The 17,608-nt window shown below is 46.7% G+C and carries 12 protein-coding genes and 1 pseudogene; 1 reads left to right on the plus strand and 12 read right to left on the minus strand.

Annotated features, from left to right (window positions below; all coding sequences use genetic code 11):
* Positions 1-277: pseudogene (locus tag V6C93_RS07330) on the plus strand (hypothetical protein); the annotation flags it as partial.
* Positions 278-696: 419 nt separating this feature from the next.
* On the opposite strand, the gene V6C93_RS07335 reads toward V6C93_RS07330, so the two are convergent.
* The 12 genes from V6C93_RS07335 to V6C93_RS07390 form a co-directional block, all read right to left on the minus strand.
* A complete protein-coding gene (locus tag V6C93_RS07335; RefSeq protein ID WP_333475998.1) occupies positions 697-2,169 on the minus strand; it encodes an S-layer homology domain-containing protein in 1,473 nt (490 codons plus the stop codon).
* A gap of 359 nt (positions 2,170-2,528) precedes the next feature.
* Positions 2,529-3,746, minus strand: a complete 1,218-nt coding sequence (locus V6C93_RS07340) for a polysaccharide deacetylase family protein (protein WP_333475999.1) — start codon at positions 3,744-3,746, stop codon at positions 2,529-2,531.
* A 333-nt stretch (positions 3,747-4,079) separates the two neighbouring features.
* Positions 4,080-4,577 carry a PAAR domain-containing protein gene (locus V6C93_RS07345; protein ID WP_333476000.1) on the minus strand — a complete coding sequence of 166 codons (498 nt, stop codon included), beginning with the start codon at positions 4,575-4,577 and terminating at the stop codon, positions 4,080-4,082.
* A 15-nt stretch (positions 4,578-4,592) separates the two neighbouring features.
* The gene (locus V6C93_RS07350; protein WP_333476001.1) at positions 4,593-6,404 is read right to left on the minus strand and encodes a VgrG-related protein; all 1,812 of its coding nucleotides are present in this window, start codon (positions 6,402-6,404) and stop codon (positions 4,593-4,595) included.
* Positions 6,405-6,550: 146 nt separating this feature from the next.
* Positions 6,551-7,087 carry a hypothetical protein gene (locus V6C93_RS07355; protein ID WP_333476002.1) on the minus strand — a complete coding sequence of 179 codons (537 nt, stop codon included), beginning with the start codon at positions 7,085-7,087 and terminating at the stop codon, positions 6,551-6,553.
* A gap of 66 nt (positions 7,088-7,153) precedes the next feature.
* The gene (locus V6C93_RS07360; protein WP_333476003.1) at positions 7,154-10,672 is read right to left on the minus strand and encodes a hypothetical protein; all 3,519 of its coding nucleotides are present in this window, start codon (positions 10,670-10,672) and stop codon (positions 7,154-7,156) included.
* Positions 10,673-10,675: 3 nt separating this feature from the next.
* Positions 10,676-11,209 carry a phage tail protein gene (locus tag V6C93_RS07365; RefSeq protein WP_333476004.1) on the minus strand — a complete coding sequence of 178 codons (534 nt, stop codon included), beginning with the start codon at positions 11,207-11,209 and terminating at the stop codon, positions 10,676-10,678.
* Complete coding sequence (locus V6C93_RS07370) at positions 11,209-11,499, minus strand: hypothetical protein (protein WP_333476005.1); 291 nt, start codon at positions 11,497-11,499, stop codon at positions 11,209-11,211. Before V6C93_RS07370 ends, V6C93_RS07365 begins: the two co-directional genes overlap by 1 nt.
* Before the next feature lie 229 nt (positions 11,500-11,728).
* Entirely contained in the window at positions 11,729-14,248 is a 2,520-nt protein-coding gene (locus tag V6C93_RS07375) for a substrate-binding domain-containing protein (protein ID WP_333476006.1), read from the minus strand.
* A gap of 219 nt (positions 14,249-14,467) precedes the next feature.
* On the minus strand, positions 14,468-15,073 hold the full coding sequence (locus tag V6C93_RS07380; protein ID WP_333476007.1) for a hypothetical protein: 606 nt from the start codon (positions 15,071-15,073) through the stop codon (positions 14,468-14,470).
* Positions 15,074-15,189: 116 nt separating this feature from the next.
* Positions 15,190-16,788, minus strand: coding sequence for an eCIS core domain-containing protein (locus V6C93_RS07385; RefSeq protein ID WP_333476008.1), 1,599 nt, complete (start codon positions 16,786-16,788; stop codon positions 15,190-15,192).
* Between the two features lie 166 nt (positions 16,789-16,954).
* On the minus strand, positions 16,955-17,608 hold a 654-nt coding region (locus tag V6C93_RS07390), incomplete at its 5' end, for a TIGR03943 family putative permease subunit (protein WP_333476009.1).

Raw genomic sequence — 17,608 nt, forward strand, 5'->3', positions numbered from 1 at the left:
CCGATACAACCGCCTTAGCCGCACCACCCGAACAGTTACTCTACGAGAATCTAAAGAAAAATCTCATCCTACATCCCTGCGCGATCAGCTAACGTTGATGATGAAACCGAGTTTACGTCACGAGTTTGAATCATACATCAGCGAGCAAGCCGCGATCGCAGGTTATAAAACCTTAGTCCCTGCCAATTTACAAAAAGCCTCAAACTTAGCCGTTGCTAATCTCTACTGGTATTTCAAAGTCAGAGATGAATCAGAAGAAGAGGCAGTAACAGCATAAAACATCAAAAACTGAAGATGCGATCGCCTCACGCGATCGCAGTTAGCTAAAATGCTCAATCCCCTGTGGCTGAATGTGTTTCTTAGGAGTAATGCATAGCTTGGAAAGGGAGGCTAGGGGGGATCGCTCTGATCCGAGCCGTATTGGCCTAAGGGGGAGTGAACCTCCCCTCAGTCGGCTATAACCAATAACGAGGTATTAAGTTCGTTGGTGCATTTGCTACAAGCCATGACGCCCAGCGGCTAACTGCTGGGCTTTTTTGTCAATTTTTCCCTGAGCCAACAAAATCCCTCGTAGTACCGAGTAAGAACTGAAAAAACCCCACTGACTCGCGCAGAGCAGTGGGAAAAAGGATACTCATTACTGAGTTATCATCGGCAGGGCTAACTTTTATGCATCAATCTAGCAAATAGGGCTGACTATTTATTTGGGCGGTTTCCTGGCGTCCGTCCACCCTCATCATTACTACCACCGTGAGGATGGGAGTTACCAGGGTCACAGCCTTCTGCGCCATTGCCAATCCCTTGGTTGCAGTGTTGACGCTTCGGTTTAATCCGATTAGCTTCACCTGCTTCCCTCACTTCACCAGTTTCCCCAAACTTAGCCTCTTTTCCAACGATATAAGGCGAGGAAATTGCTGTCGCCTCACCCTTGCTGACCATTGCCTGATAAAGCATTGCCGCAACCTCTGCCCGAGTTGCCACTTTATTAGGACTGCAAGTGTGGGTATTGGGATAATTAGCCACGATACCCTGCTCTGTCGCTGCCGCAACTATGCTGCGAGCCTCGGCAGGGATAGCCCTAGCATCGCTGTAAACTCCCAAAATTTGCTCAATGGAACTACTCGTTGACGTATAGTTCAGCCCCTTTGTCAACGCGGTCAAAATTTGCAGACGAGTCAGGCTTTGGTAGGGTTTGAATTGACTGCCAGAAATTGGACCTAAAAAGCCCATTTCATAAGCTTCCCGAATGCCTTCGTAAGCCCAGTAATTGGACGAGATATCCTGAAAACTCATCGCATTGCGAACTTTATTCTTCTTAAAGACCGAAGCAAGCAGGGCGGCAAACTCACCGCGAGTTACGGGCTTATCCGGATGGAATTTACCATCTGGAAACCCAGTAAGAATCCCTCGCTGCGCTAGTTCCATAATAAAACCTTTGGCCCAATAGCCCTCAGATATATCGCTAAAACTAACCTGAGAGCTACGGCGAGCCATTCTTGTCTGCTGCTGTGTCTGGGTTGTGACGCCCTCCATTGTCTGTGTGCTACCCACAACAGCTTGAGTGTTCTCGCTGCTGCTTTGGTTACTGCTGCCCGTGACGGATTGCATCGTCTCAGTCGTGCGGGTTATCACCTCTTGTTGGCTGGTTGTTTGGGTGGCTGTTTGACTACTGGCAAGAGTACGGGTTGCCATTTCATCCCACTTTGCAACAGTACCCGCTAGGTTAGTACGATAAACCCAGCGTTGTTCGCCGCTACCAACAATTACCCGCCAACCTGGAACCATAGATTGAGTACACATACTGTTGGAGCCACCCAGACCCAAACAGCCATCCGACCAAGTTTCCTTTTCTACTTTGACAATTCGTAATTTTGATGATTCAGTTCCAGTCTTTTCAGAGACATCCTTGAATACAGCATCCTTACAACTGCACTCTTGTGCCATTGCATCGCTGTCCTTGTCATCTTTGTCATCTTTATCCGTTTTCTCATCCTTGTCTTTAGTTTGGTTAACAGAAGGCTGTTCTGCTAATTCCACGCTATTAGCTTGACTAGAAAACTCTATTGGTGAAGCGCTAGCTGGAGAAACCGTAGAAGCCGCAAAACTTACTGAAATCTCGGCTAAAGCAATTCCTGCTGCTGCCAAAATCATCCCACATTGTGATGTCATAAGACTCAATTTCATTAATCTCACGCCAAACGCCAAACTGTTCAAAATAGATGCTTAATTCTGTTTATTGTTCCTGCAAATGGAATCAAAAATTATTTAGCCGAAGTAAATTTTTCAGCTAAAAAATGCAGAAATTAGGTCTGATTTTCGAGATTTTAGCTCAGGGACAATGGCATCGTCACTATTAACCGTAATGAAAGATGTTACAGAAATGAGAGGTGTGAGAAGCTAGCAAAATTTATAATTTTTGCATCCTGCTCACGGCATAGTTTTTTTAATAAAATTTTTTCGGTTCGTAGTTGCCATCAGAGCGCTCTGATGGCAACTACGAATTTTGATGATTTAAGCGAAAGCCTAAACTAAGGGCTAGTGGTAGGCCTAGAAGGCAAATCTTTTTTTGCTATAACTTCTGATGCTTGTGGGTCTCTCATTTTCATCAATTCTGGGATAGTTACGAACTTGTATCCCTGCTCTCTAAGTTTGGCAATCATTTGTGGGAGAGCTTCCACTGTAGCCGAGTGATTGCCGCCCCCATCATGCATCAGTACAATTGCGCCTGGTTGTGCCTTGCGGATGACATATTTAGTTAATTGATCAGCAGAATGTGGACGATAGTCCATTGGGTCATTAGACCACATGACAATCACATCCTTTTTTTGCTTAGCATAGTCGGCGACGCCATTATTCATAACACCACCAGGCGGGCGGAAGAGTGATGTTCTTACCCCTGTGGTTTTATAAATCAGTTCTGCCGTATCCTCAATTTCACGAGCCGCCGTAGATGCATCTAAGTGATGGTACCAGTGGTGCCAGGTGTGGTTACCAATTGTATGACCTTCAGCAACAACTTGCTTACCAATCTGTGGATTATCTTTTAGCGCTTGCCCCACCCAAAAAAACGTGGCTTTGATGTTATTCTTCTTCAGAATGTCCAGTACCTTCAATGTATTGCGAGGCCAAGGGCCATCATCAAAGGTGAGCGCGATTACTTTCTCCTGCTCCAAGGGCGTTATCTTTTTAATGATTTTCGACTGAAACTCTGGGGGAGCGCCAAAGTTTAGGGTCGGTTGCTCACTGGATGGGCTTTCTGGACTGATGCCGTTGCTTGAAGTCTCCTGAAGCCCTTGCCCAGACGGCGTTGCATTGTCTTTAGGGATATTTGGATTCAAATTCTCTGGTAAGGTTTCACCAGATTGTACTTTGGGTGAGTTGGCAGAACCTAGGCTATCCCCGGTTAGTTTTCTGAATGCCTGTGCAGAGGGGGCTGCGTTGTCTGAGGAGAGATTTGGGTAACTAGGCAACTGTGCGATCGCCTGTTGCTTGGGGTTGGGAGGAAACAGAGAAGCCCCAGTTTTGACAGGGTTGGGCTTCTGTGAGTTTTCATCTCCTAAATTTGACGGAATTTCTTGGGGAAGGGGTACAAGAGGGGCTGGTTGTAAGGTTGAATCCTTGGCTCCCATTGCCTGCTGAGAGGAGTTACGGGTATTCCAGCTGAGGCCGAGGATAAAACCAAAACCCACAGCAACCATCGTGACGAACATTAGCCTCCGCAACAGGAAGGAATTACGCTTTGCCAAGTTCTCTCTCCTTACATCTCTCAATGATTAGGGACTCCACGATTCACTTAATTTATCCAAAATCCCCAAATGGGGAGTCAACTTCCGGGTCTAGAAGGCTAGTCTTTCCATGCAAAGACTTGTTTGGTTTGTAATTCTATCAAAATACGGGAGTCTGAGGGAGCGATAGTAAGGCGACCATCACCTATGAGCCACGCTGAAGAGATTACCGGAAATGCGATCGCTCAAGTCGTTGTGGATAAATTTTGTGGAGCAGAAGATGGAATTTGTCCTCGATGAGTACTTGCCGTAATGGAACTCCCGAGGTATTCTCAACGCTAGATGGACAGCCCACTAGCCACCAATCAAAACAGTGGGACAACCTCTGACAATTTTATTCGGTGGACCGACGGCTTCCACAATAGTGTCACCCATACGACAAGCTGGGAGATTGTTAATTAAAACAGTGGCGCTGCCATCAATCACCACACCAGGCCCATGAGGAGGAAGGGGCAAAGGTGTAGTACACATATGGATATCTGCACCACCTGCACTACTAGTAATAGTACTGCTCATGGTTGCCGCCGTCGTTGCCTTTGTTGTTTCTTCCGCCGCCTTCGCCGCAGGAGCACCGGGCGTACCCGCAGCAGCCAGTGTAGCCGCCTCAGCCGTTCGGATAGTGATGTCAGCGACTTGTTTGGTAGATTGTAAAGCGGCTGCACCTGCTAGGGGTATACCTCGCCATGCAGGTAACCCACCGATCAACACATTGATGCTACCAGGCCCTCCAGTTAAGACAGGGGGCAAAGGATGTGCAACGGAATCGGTAATTCTAGCGGCGGGTCGGTTCATAATCAACTCCTGTTTCTAATTCAGTTTAATGATGGCACCTCTAACATTGACGAGACCGGTGGCTGTAATATCGATTTGAGCGGCATCGATAGTGAGTCGGGTACCCGCTTTGATGTTAATTTCACCTGTTGGGCTACTCATCGTAATCGTGGCTAAACCCCCTAGACTCGTTTTGATTTCAATCTTTTTGCTCTGATCATCTAAGCGTACATAATGACCATCTCTTGTTTTGATTTCTGCAAATTTGTCAGTGTCATTGAGGTGGACTTGATGACCGTAGACAGTATCGATATAAACTCCTTTCTTACTTGCACCTTTATCCTCATCCACAAACTGGAGTTTATGACCGGTTCGAGTTTTAAAGGTGCGTAGGCGAACTTTACCACCCACAACGCTATCATCTACCCTCTCTGGTGGGGCATCCTGACCATTCCAGACTCCACCAATCACGTAAGGGCGATGAATGTCACCATGCTCAAAGGCAACGAGTACCTCATCGTTAATTTCCGGCAGGCAGTCAAACCCCCGGTTAGAGGCTGCGCCTGTTCCCACAACCCGCGCCCAGTAACTAGCGTGTTCTTCAGTAAGAGTGGGAAACTTGACTCTAACTCGACCCCACTTCTTCGGATCTTTGTTATCTGTGACAATGCCAACTAAGGGAGCTTGTCCAGCTTGGTGGGGAGTTTGAGGTGACAGTATAGATAGGAGGTCTCCCCCTCGCAAGCCCCGCACACTAAACTCAGTGGTGTAAACTCGTTCGTGAAAAAAGTGACGGGTTTCGGTGACATAGTACTTGCCGCTATACTTGCCCATCTCTTTGAGTTCCACCACCTTTCCCGGTCGGATTTCTGGGTTGCCCTCAGCCTTAGCATCTGCATGGACAAACTCTCCGCCTAACTCGTCACACAGCGTTTGAGCAATTGTCTTCGCCTCATCGTTACTGAAGACGGGCTGATCCACGACAATCATTTTAGGTGTCGGAGGTTTACCCTTAAAGCTTGTACTTGTCTGGCTGCCTTTGCCATTCTGTGTCTCGGTCCATACCTTTTCTTTATTTGCCGTTTCCACGATGGGCTGCTTTCTGTTGTAGTCCCAACCCCTGACTTCAACCTGACTCACCTGTTGGGCGCTACTAACCCGGACACTGAAACTATGTAAGTTTGTTAACCACTTCAGTTCTAAGGATTTATCAACTTTGGGTTTACGGAAGTTCAGCTTGCCATCCTGAACAAAGAACTCAAAGCCATTGTGAGCCGCCCGTTCCCGGAGGAATTGCATATTAGTTTGATTGTTTTGAAACACATAGCCATTGGCACCATTGATATCACCATAGCCATGAGGTCCACTTGAGTTGTCGATTTTGCCCTTTGCTATTCCTACTTCATCAGCAATCTTCTTAACAATGTCACTATCTTTCATGTTTTGGAAGGAGCGGTTGTAGCGTCCCCTGTGTAAGCGATGGGAGACATCGTACCCGCGAATAATGACGGGAGCCTGGGAGCCACTGGTGAAGTGGGTTTCCATCGCCGTAATTTCCCCTTCTAGAACGTAGCCTTTCTCCTCGGTGTGAAACTCCTGAGCTTCTGTGGTGTTGGAAGAGAAACCAATCCTGATAGGCTTACCGATGGCAAACACCTTTTGATGCTTCCAAGGCTGATCTTGTTTCCTTCCTGGAGAATAAGCATTTTGGATAACTAGGGTAAACATTCCTGGCAGGTGGAGGCTCTCTTCAACGGAGATTTGCAAAATGTCCTCCATTAAGTCCTCAGAGGCTTTCTGGCCATCAATCTCTATATTCGGTTTGGCTACATAACGAATTTCAGTCATAGATACCTCTGGAAGGCTTAATGCAGGCTTAATTCCTTGTTGGAGAGCGCTACTAATTAGTGGTTGGGTGTTCGTTGGCTTTTGCTGTTAGCTGATTTGTCATTGACAATTAGCTGTTAGGTCAATGGCTAGGGTGAGGTATAACTCTAGGTTAAAAAAGCCTCTCGATTTTGATCTCGGCGTAGGCGTTCGCTGGGATTAGGCGTCTGCTGACCGGGTTGGGGGTTTGGTAAGTCTACCTGTTCAAGATCCAAATCAACCGATGCTCGTACTGGTGTACCATCCGGGCGAAACAGAGTCAACTTAAAACTAAAACTTTTTACAAAACAACGTAAGTAATTATATTTACCCCAGGTAAAGAGATAGATGGGGGGTCGTTTTTCCTTAGCATTTCCATTGCCGTTTTTGATAAATTCAACAGCTACTTTGAATTTCTTAATCGTGTCCAAGACATTGCCATCTTTTGTTTCATAGGTATCAATCAAGATATTGCTAATTTTGAGGGAATAAGGATTTGGATGTTTGAAGCTAACTTTGTTGTTGCCTTTACCAGTAGAAGCTCCTTTTGCTTGCTCTAAGCTCATGCTTCGGCTAAAAGCCAGTTGGTTGGGATTAAACATAAATTCAATGTCTTCCCCCTCGCCTTTATAAACAGCGAAGAGCTTTGCTTTTTCTAATGTCATTTTCCTATCCTCCTAATTTATAAAATGTTCCTCAATGAATCCAATTCTTCACTAAGACAATTGCTCTCAATAGTAGGAACCATAACGTTCACGCTCTATAGCTAACCTTTGTCGTACTAAACTATAGATTTCCCACGCTAGTCTTTCCAAGTTTTGCTCATCTTTGTCTTGAGCCTCCTTATCTTGTGCAGGATTTTCGGTGGCTGAACTGTCATCTTGAATTGAAGCCTCTTCTGTAGTGAACCTTTGGATAGGAATTTCTTGGCTGAAGCTTGATGAAGCATCAGAAGAACGGGAGTATTCGGGAATTAGGTTTTCCCAAGCATTAGATTCTTGCAAATCCGAAGGCGCTTGGTTTATTGAATCGTTAAACGCCATTTGTATGGGAGTTTCTCCTCCAAAGGCTGAGGAGGAATTAGTCGTCGTATTCTCTAGTAAATCAGCAATACTTGACCAGGAATTTGGTATCTCGCTAGTATATGTAGAATTCCCTATTCGTTGAGCTTCTTGATTAGACTCTGGAGTTGTTTTAGGAATTGCATCAGTGGCTCTTTGAAGGGTCAAAGGTTCAGTATCAAGGCTCACAGGTGGAACTTTTACGGTTGATTGTAGACCTTGATTGAAGGCATCCTCTGGTAATGCTGAAGGTGCTGTGCTTGGCACGACAAGCCGATTTAATGTTTCTGGCATTGATTGAACAATTGTTGGTTGCTCCCTTGAGAATTCAGAAGTGGATGTCGAAGAGAGCAATGACGATTGTTGATTGAGGGGTTGGATTAGAGGTAATGTATGGTATGTTCCTACTAAATTTTCCAAGACAGTTGGTAACTGAGGAACGTCTGGGTTCTGATGAAATGACTCATCTTCCGTTAGGTTTGCTTTTGTTTGTAGTAGATGGGCTGGAAGAGGAGAACTATTAAGTGAGGTGGGGGAGACTTGAGGAGAATTCTCCTGTACTTCCTCGGAATTCTTGAGAGTCGGCAATGTTTCTGATTGCAAGTTAGTATCACTTTCTAACAGAGGTTGTGCGATGATGGGCTCTGTTAATGACGTGTTTTCGTTGGGTTGAGAAATGGCTGTTGGCTGAAGGGATTCTGGCTGAGTCGGGTAGGGAACAGGCGTCGCTTCATCCGGTAAAGCCTTTGGCATAACCAGCGTCGAGTCTGTGGTTATGGTTTGGCTGATGGTAGAAGGTAACTTTGTCTCGCTAGCTGAGGGCGTAGATGCCGTATCCACTAGAGCTGTTTGAGGAAGCGGCTGTCTCTGGATGGCAGATTCTTGTGCAGCAGTTGGGGAAGTGATATCGGGATGAGCGAGCGCTTCTTTTTGTGGAGGTGCGATCGCGCTGGGTGCCGTTTCTTGTGTTTCTGGCAGTAACTGTGTCTGAATGGCAGATTCCTGTGGAGCCGTGGGAGAAGTGATATCGGGATGAGTACTCACCTCTTTTTGAGTAGGTGCGATCGCACCTGGTGCCATTTCATCTATTTGAGGAAGTAACTGTGTCTGAATGGACGATGCCTCTGGAGCCGTTGAAGAAGTGATATCGGGATGAGCGAGCGCTTCTTCTGGTGTAGGTGCGATCGCGCTGGGTGCCGTTTCTTGTGTTTCTGGCAGTAACTGTGTCTGAATGGCAGATTCCTGTGGAGCCGTGGGAGAAGTGATATCGGGAGGAGTACTCGCTTCTTCTGGTGTAGGTGCGATCGCACCTAGTGCGGTTTCCTGTGTTTCCGCAAGCGGCTGTCTCTGGATGGCAGATTCCTCTGGAGTAGTTGGGGAAATAATATCAGGATGAGCGATCGCTTCTTCTGGTGTAGGTGCGATCACACTTGGTGCCATTTCCTCTGTTTGAGGAAGCGGCTGTCTTTGAATTGACGATGCCTCTGGAGTCGTTGGGGAAGTGATCTCAGCAGCAGCGAGCGCCTCTTGCTGAGTAGGTGCGATCGCACTTGGTGCCATTTCCTCTGTTTGAGGAAGCGGCTGTCTTTGAATTGACGATGCCTCTGGAGTCGTTGGGGAAGTGATCTCAGCAGCAGCGAACGGTTCTCTTTCTAATCGGGGTTGTAGAATTTGTGAATGGCTGGGTGCAGTGTCTGTATCCAAGCCTGGGGCTTCTGTTGTCTGCTGCGGTTCTTCTAGGGTGGGGGAGGAACTCGGTGTGATTGTTTCCAACTCTGATGTGGCTACTGGGGTTGAGGAGTCAGCAACGGGTTCGCCTATGATTGAAGATTGGTGACGTTCTGGCTCTGTTAGTATGGGGGATTCAAGGGGTGCAGCAGCGCTTTGACTTAAAGCAGAAGACTCTGTTTCTGAAAACGCTTGAACAACAGTTGGCTCAGAGGGTGTAATCCCTGGCTCTTGAAGATTTTCTCCCGCTGTTGGGGATGATCCTGCTATTGATAGGGGTAAGTCTGATGTTTCTGCGATCGCTACTGCTTCACTGTCGCTGTTGGGCTGCACTAAGGGCTGTACGTTAACGTGATCGCTGGCTAACACGGGTGCAATTGCAGATAGGGATTCAGCAGTCGGCGGATTAAGCGCTGGAGGCGAGTCTGCCGTTGCCTGAGTCTGCACGAAGGATTGAGGGGGTTGGGATGCGTCTGGAAGGGCTTGACTTGGTAAGGGTAACGGTTCGACTAATGATGGTGGAGATGCCTCATCTTCTTGGCGTTGCACAGAAACACTAGGGACATCTTGTGTATTTTGTTCGGTGTCCTGAGCTGGTTCAATTCCATGAACTGGCGACAACTCAGCTTGAGAACTAACACTCGGTTCAATACTCGACAAATGATCTGCGGGGAGTGACGGCAACGGAGCAACGGGTGAAGTCTGAGGGGGTAGCACGTTGCTCAAGTCGGCTGAACGCATCACACTAGGGTTAGCGTTAGCGATCGCTGACGGTTCCTCAGTCACTTCCGGTATCTGAACGCTAGATTCCGACTCAGAAACCGATGATTCTCTAATGGGTTCAACGGCTTTAGGGGCTTCGGGAATCGCGATTTCCCTCTGAAGCAAAGGTTCTGTTGCTAATTTAGGTTGTACAACCGTTGGGTTGAGCGCTGTTGTGTCTGATGCTCCCAGTTGCTCATGTGGTGCAGCGAGTTGTAGCTCCTGGGTTGTAACTTCTGCCTGATCTTGTCCCAGCAAACGACGCTCGGCTTCGCTCAGGTTATCCGATGCGGCTGAGATTGGGTTATTTTCATGCCCGTTTGCTGTAGAAGTTTCCCCAGGGTAGCGTTGGATATTCACTGGAGTGCTATCCATCCCTACTGTTGGGGTAGCCGCTGCTGTCACAGCAGCTTCTGGAGAATTCAGAGATAACTGAGATTCAGCCAAAGGCGAGGAATTTTGGAAAAAATTCTCCGACAGATTGTAATCGGATAATGCTTGAGCAGACGCTCCTAAGGGGTTACCCCCTCCTAAAGGTTGTGCTCCCAAGGGGGACAGAAATTTCGGGGACAGGAAGTTTTGCCCTAATGGATGGGGTGTAACTAAAGGGTTTTGGAGACCAAGGGGCGGTTGCCAGGATGTTGTTTCTCCCTCAGAATCACTTGAACTGAATCGGTTGTTTTGGGAGGATTCTGACATAGGTTAATGACTGGGGAAATATCCCAATCCATCACGTTTAACGTTGGTACTGGCCTTACCGCTGTTTGAATTATTAACAACCTTCAAGCCCTCATAGGCTAGGGTGAGTTCCTCAATAGCGGCTGTGTTGGAATTAGCTTGTAGCGACGGTGCTTTCCATCCCACAGGCACAGCACCGATCAGTGTCCAACACTGCATGGTTTCTCCAGACTGGTTAAACACCAAAATATTTACATTACGACGTTCTTTTTGACTATTGGAGTCTAATATCTGATTGACCCAATTCCAGAAGACCAAATTATTAGTAATGCCGCGCTTGAGTGTCACATCACTAAATTTGGCTTGCTTGAGAAAAATCCGCTGCTGATCGTTGATACCTCCTTCAAAGTAAGTTTCTTTATCTACCTGGACACCTAAACCCGCGCACTCCGTAAAAGATGCCGTGATTTCACTCTCAATCTCTACATAAAACCGATTGGCTGTCACGTAGTTAAGTTCGTGAGTCACTTTACCATTGAGGTTTTGACTATTTGTCATCACAAACGCCCTCCATAGTTTCTACTCCGTTCTTGCTGACGGCGTAGGTCTTCTAGCATCAGCTGATAAACTCGGTCACTCAGTAACCTCATCAGTAAAGGGTCTTGCAAAACCTTTCCAGCTACTTTGGAGACTTTCGTTAGGTCTTCTGCTTTACCCTTGCTTTGCACAAGAGCGGGGGCTGCGTAACCGGCTGGAACAGAGATATCACCAATCGGCTTCAAGGAAGGTTCTGTTCCCAGACTGGTCATGGCCTGAGCGTGCGTCTGTCCAGAAAAATCGCTGACCATTATCAATAATAAAAACTCACTCTCACTTTAAAAATACAGCAGAATCCCGAACAGTAGCCAAAGGTCGAATTCGGCTCTTGTAGCGGGATGTTGGAGAGCCAAAGTACCTGGCGATTGAAAAGATGTTGTTGGTGAATTCGGAAAATCTAACCCCCCAACCCCCTTCCGTACTAAAGAAGGGGGAGCCGGGTAGGGGTCACACGAGCCAACCCTGGGTTGCTACCGATGGTCACTTGAGTGCGACTGGATACAAAGGTATGAGTCCAGTTCTACTGAGCATTTGCTGCCCCTCTTGGGTTCGTAGCATTTCAGCAAACTTAGCACCAACCGGAGGGCGGCTATTATCTCTCGAATAGACGACGGCTAGGGGATACCCTAAAGGATAACTGTTGTCCCGAAAAACTTGCAGGTTAGGAAAATAACTTCCTTTATGTTCGCACAAATCGGTTGTAGGATTGATCGGTCGCTGATTGTCTTGGACTAAAGGATGAACTGAGTCTTTTTCTCCCTCTTTTAGGGCTAGCGGATAAACCGAACATTGACCAAAAACTTGGCTGAGTTTACCAAATGCGATCGCACCCATTCCAGTCCCCTCAGACTCAAAGTCTTGAATCACCTGCCGTAACATTTTAAATGTGGGAAATCTGTAAATTTCTGGAACCCAGGAATTGGTAAATGTGTCAGGTGGGTCACCTTTTTTTTGTAACTTTCTAAAGCTTTGGATGCTTTGGCTATCTTTAAGAACTCGTTGTTCAAAGATTCGTACAGCCTCAGTTTCATCGGGAATGTAGAGTCTGACGGCTAGGTTAGGGCCACCGAGTTCTCTCCAGTTGGTAATTTGACCCGTGTAGAGTTGACGTAATTGCTCAAAAGTGATTTGCCCGTTTAAAGCTTGAGGCAGACTTTTGTCTCGTTGGGAGTAGCTAAAGGCAACAAACACCACTAAACCATCGTAGGCAACGGTTTGCGATTCCAGTTCAATGGGTAATGGTGTAATCAGACTGGTCAGAGCAAAGTCCGTTTTTTCAGAGCGCACTTTTTCCAGCGCTGTTTGACTTGAATCTTCAGGTTGGTAATTTAACTGTAATTTAGGCTGACGTTTTTCGAGTTCTTCTTCTAATGTTTTGCCATCTGCTACTAAATTTTTCTGCTGAACTGTATAATTCCACGTTCCCTGCTGTTCCGCTGTATAAGTAAATTTCCCAGAAGGAATCGCAGACACTTTATTAATGCAGCAAAGCAAAACTTCATCTCCAGCACTTGTAGCCACTTGAGGTTTAGGCCAGAGCCACCAAATCAGCAACCCAATCAACCCGAAACCAAAAATACCGAGGATAATCCAAAGAATGCGAGGAGTTTTTACAATTTCCTCTTCCTCTGAAACGGCTTGCACTACAGGGTAAACGATGGGTGGTTCCGGCGGTAGTTTTAACAAGGCTTGACGAGCAATTTGTGCGCTCTCAAACGGAATACCAAACCCCATCAAACGCTGAAGGAACACCTTAAAGGTAAAGTTAATGGGAGGCCATTTTTGATCATCTTTTGGGTCAACGAGTTGACTGTCAATCGGGTTAACTTTTGCACCTACCAATAGGTAGAAACCGATGTATCCTAAAGCCATTAAATCTTGTTCCGCTGAAGGATGAGAAATGGGCGATGGGTGATGGGAATTTTGACGATTGATGGTTGACGTTTGATGTTCTCTCGTCCCCTGCCCCCAATCTCCTTTGGGGTCAAATAGGCTTTCCCACAAAGCTAAATCGCACACATAGATGAAGAAATCTGTATTCAGTATTTCGGAACTAAAAGCAGCCAAATTGTTGAAGCCGTTAGGCGCAACACTATTCTGATTCTTGGCGATTAGGAGGCTATCCAGACTCAGATTGCCATGAGCTATCCCCAACTGTACCTGACCGGAGGGAAAACGGAATTTTTGCGTGTGGAGAAATTCTAGAGTTTGCAAAACTTGGTTGAGGACTTGGCGCACAGCGATCGCACTCATCGCACCGTGCAGGGCAAGGTATTCTCTTAAAGTGGGGTAGAGGTCGAAATTGCCCTTAGTTAGAAGGTAGCAGCGTTCTTCATTGTGGTCTGCGATCGCTTCCCACGGGTGACACAAGCGGAAATCTTGAACTCGACCATCGGCTAAATTCACTCCAGCCTTGAGTCTAAAATCATCCTTACGGGTTTTAGCTTCTTCCGGATTGAAACAATAATTGGGGAGGAGATACTCCTTAATCAAAACCTGATGGCTGTTAGAGAGTTGGGTTCCTTGATATAAGCGCCCCATGCCCCGACGCCCGATTAAGCGTTCCACGCGATATCTGCCGCGACTGCCCCGGATTTCCGCTTTTTCCGGTAAGGTAGCTGGGAAACCGCATTCTCGACAAGACTTGGTTTCCGGGCTTTGCTGCACAATTTGCTGGAGATACTCACAGGTTAAGGGGTCACCCCAACGGCAACGATATTGGCTGTAGAGCGGTTCAACAATCTGAGGGGTAATGGTTGACTCAGCGACCTTTACCTGCGTGGCAACCGTTGCTTCTTCCTCTTCGTCCTCTAGAGTGGGCTTGAAGTCTGTAACGAATGGAAATAGCCAGCGTATTTGGGTTGGAACCAAGCTTTCCAGTCGGCTTCTTACGGTACTGGCGACGTAATCTCGCCGACCCTCTGCCTCACTGCTTGCCCTCCGACCTAATTCTTTAAATACACCTTTGGTCAGGTTCTTTTTCTTCTTTTTTTTTGCCATCGTTAAAACTTGTCAGGCTCACGAGAGAGGGTATTCACATGTAGCAAGCCTTGGAGAATTTAGCTTTTTAATAGTTCTTGTTTGTTGCTGATGAATGCCTTAAAGCACAGGGAAGATTAGGGATATTTGACAACACTAAAATTTCCTTACTCCTTTATTCTTCCTCAAAAAGTCTGAATAAGTGACTTGTTATTTTATTTTCAGTAATCTGGAATCCAATTAAAGTCCATAGACTAATGGTAAGTCTTGTTCCAGGATAGTAATATCTGTTTTTATATCACCCTTTTCACTAACTGTAATGGAATGCTGCTCTAAAGTCTGCTCGCGTATGACATAAGCTATCACTTTATAGCTGCCATTCGTCTGCCTTCCTGAAGGAGGAACAATCACCGAGCGATATTTCTGTAAAAATGATGCCTTAGCTTTTGCTTCCTCATCCGCCAAATCAGTCCGGAATTCTACCTCTTCGACGGAACGAACGAGGTAGAATAGCTGGGACATAGATCTCGTGACTTCTAGGTAAGTGGTTGCATAGTTAGCGGCTAACTGTGGTGAATTAATGACAACAGCATCAGACCGAGTTAAGTTGACATAATTCTCAGGATTGTTGGTCAGCAGGTAGGCAGGCTTTCCGGGAGTCATACCCACGTAGAACAAAATAGGTTTATGAGGGTTAAAGTGTTCTACTTTGTAAATTTTATAATGCTTCAAGAAAGGCGTAGGATAAACCTCAATCTCGGTCATTGAATCAGCAACTAGACCTGCATATTCTTCGTCCACATCAACGAGTGCTTCGCTAAGTTGCTTACGAATATTTGCTTGCATATTATTGCTCCTCACCTCAGCAATGAGCTGAGGTATGTAATTTGTCTGAATGTTTACGTGCATATTGTGACTAGCCGCAGCAACTATTTGGAATATTTTATCGCAATGGCTTCAACTTACTTTTTTTTCTTTTTGTTGACTTTGTCCCAATATTTTCCATAGTATTTTGAGTACGCTTCTTTGGTGTTAGAAGTTACAACCTCTCCATCCATAAATCCTTTAATTACTCTTTCTTTGCCGGCTATTCTTGCTGCTATCAGCAATTTAGCTTCATCAATCATCGTCCCGATGAGACCTCTTTTAGGTAGCTTGGCTTTTGCAGCATCAATAGAAGCTTTATAGGCTTTTCGATACTCTTTTTCAAGAGGGAAAGAAGCTTTAGATACATCGATCTTAGTACCCTCCAATTCAATTTTTGCCTCAATACTTTTAACTGTTCCTTCTGCTTCCTCTTCTACCATTTTCTTGACATAGTCTTCCCTCGAAAGGGAGGTTACATCAGCTGATAGGCCTTCATGGTGGTATCTAGCATGATTCATCTCATGCACAAAAGTCAGCGCGGAATTAGCAGCCGTTTCGTGAGAATCAATAACCATAGAGTTGGACGAGCTATCAAAGTACGAGCCACCTCCTGGCTTAAACTTGACCGCCACCTTATGGTCTTCCATAAGTTTCAAGGCTTCTTTGCCCGTGGCACTAGCGTCAAGAATTGTCTTCATTTCTTCCAGCTTCTTCTTTTCTTGTTCCTCCTTCTTCTTTTTAGCGTCTTCCTTCTTTTTTACTGCGCCACTCCCTGGCGCTGCCTGGATTGCGCATGTTTGCTGTACCACATGGGTCAGTTCATGGGCTGTCAAATCAGAAATGGCTGGAGACTTTCCCTCACCAAAGTAAATATCACTGCCATGAGTAAAAGCTTGGGCACCCACAGCCTGATTCATCTGAACAGCTTGGCTATCTGTATGTACCCGCACCTGACTAAAATCGGCACCAAAACGAGGCTCCATAAAGGAACGCACATCATCGGGCAAAGGACTACCACTTCCCTTACTAGCACCTAGCTGACTCTCTAGATTGTTGCTAGCGTGGGAGTTGCCATCTGGCGATCGCTTCGCCTGCAATTGCTCCTCTTCCGGGGCTTCCTGGCGTTGCACCAAAGGCTTCGCTTGTAATTCCTCGTCTTCGGGGGCTTCCTGGCGTTGTACCAAAGGCTTCGCTTGTAATTCCTCGTCTTCGGGGGCTTCTTCGCGTTGCACCAAAGGCTTCGCCTGCAATTCCTCTTCTTCTGGAGCTGTTTCTTGGCGTTGCACTAGAGGCGTAATCATACTCGCCAGAGGCTTCATCTGCACCTCTTCCTCCTCTGGGGCCGTTGCCTGTCGTTGGAGTGACTGCTGGCTAGCTGGGGCATTCATGCTCATGACCTGAGCTGCTACTGAGTCAGCTTCCTGTTCATATTTGTCCCCTGGCGCACCGATCGCAAGCTTAGGCTGAATGACGGCTGGTGTACTATCCTGTACCTTTACCCGACTAAAGTTGTGACCAAAACGGGCTGCTCTCTCTGATTGGGCTTGGAGGTTTGGAGTCTCTTGGTTTTCGAGGTCGGCTGGGGTTGGGTCAGTCTCATTGCTCAAAGGGCGATGTCGGAACAAGTCGGCTTCTGCTGCTGATGAAGAGGACTGTGTTCGGGTTCTTTTCTGGATTCGATGTCCTGTATACATTTGAGCAGTCCTCCCTATCAGAGTTGTGCCAGCTTTGAGCTAATTGCTTTTGTTTTGGAACTTGGTATAATAGTAAGCCCTTTTCAATCCTGTTGCCTTAGTTCTAAAGTCTAAGATTTGCGATCGCTACAGGCAATCTCAAATATCTTTCATCTAGAAACTTGGATTAGTAATAGTAGGGGTTTGCTGGCTTGGGAATTTTTTTGAGGGAACTTGCCTCAATAACCAGTTGGCGTTTTCCATCCAGAGTTTCGGTAATCATTCGACCTTCAACTTCTTGCCAACTGTCCAGTGGATAGGCATCACGGTTACCCTTGAGCTTCACGGGTAAGCCAACTGGGTAAGCGTCTGCCGCACAGCAGGTAATCACAAAGCGGGAAATTAAGAGATATTGTGACGGCTGATTGGGGGGATAGACAACGAAGCCTTGGACTTTGGCTCGCTGGTCAGTGTAGGCGTCGGGTTCAGGATAAACTGCAAGGGTTCGTACCCAGTCAATCAGTGATCGCTCCTCTGGTCTACTGTTAGCGCGAAAAGACTGGGGCTGCGTCCGTGTCATCGTGACAGATTCCGTAACACCCCGCTGGATGGCGGTCTGACTCGCAAAGACCTGCGGCGTCACCACTAATCCCAGAATAGCAGCGGCTAGTAGCAGAGTAGTACTCCATCCAGGGGGAAACAAGCTGAGGTGTTGACCCACTGGCATGATGGGTGTTCTTCCTGCCGCCTGTTGACGCACCTGAGTGATGAGCTGGGATATTCTCATAGCTGCAAGTATTAATAGGGCAATCCCTGTCGCAACAACCAGCCCAAAGTAATT

Origin of the sequence: Allocoleopsis sp., assembly GCF_036703385.1 — a bacterium.
GTDB lineage: Bacteria > Cyanobacteriota > Cyanobacteriia > Cyanobacteriales > Coleofasciculaceae > Allocoleopsis.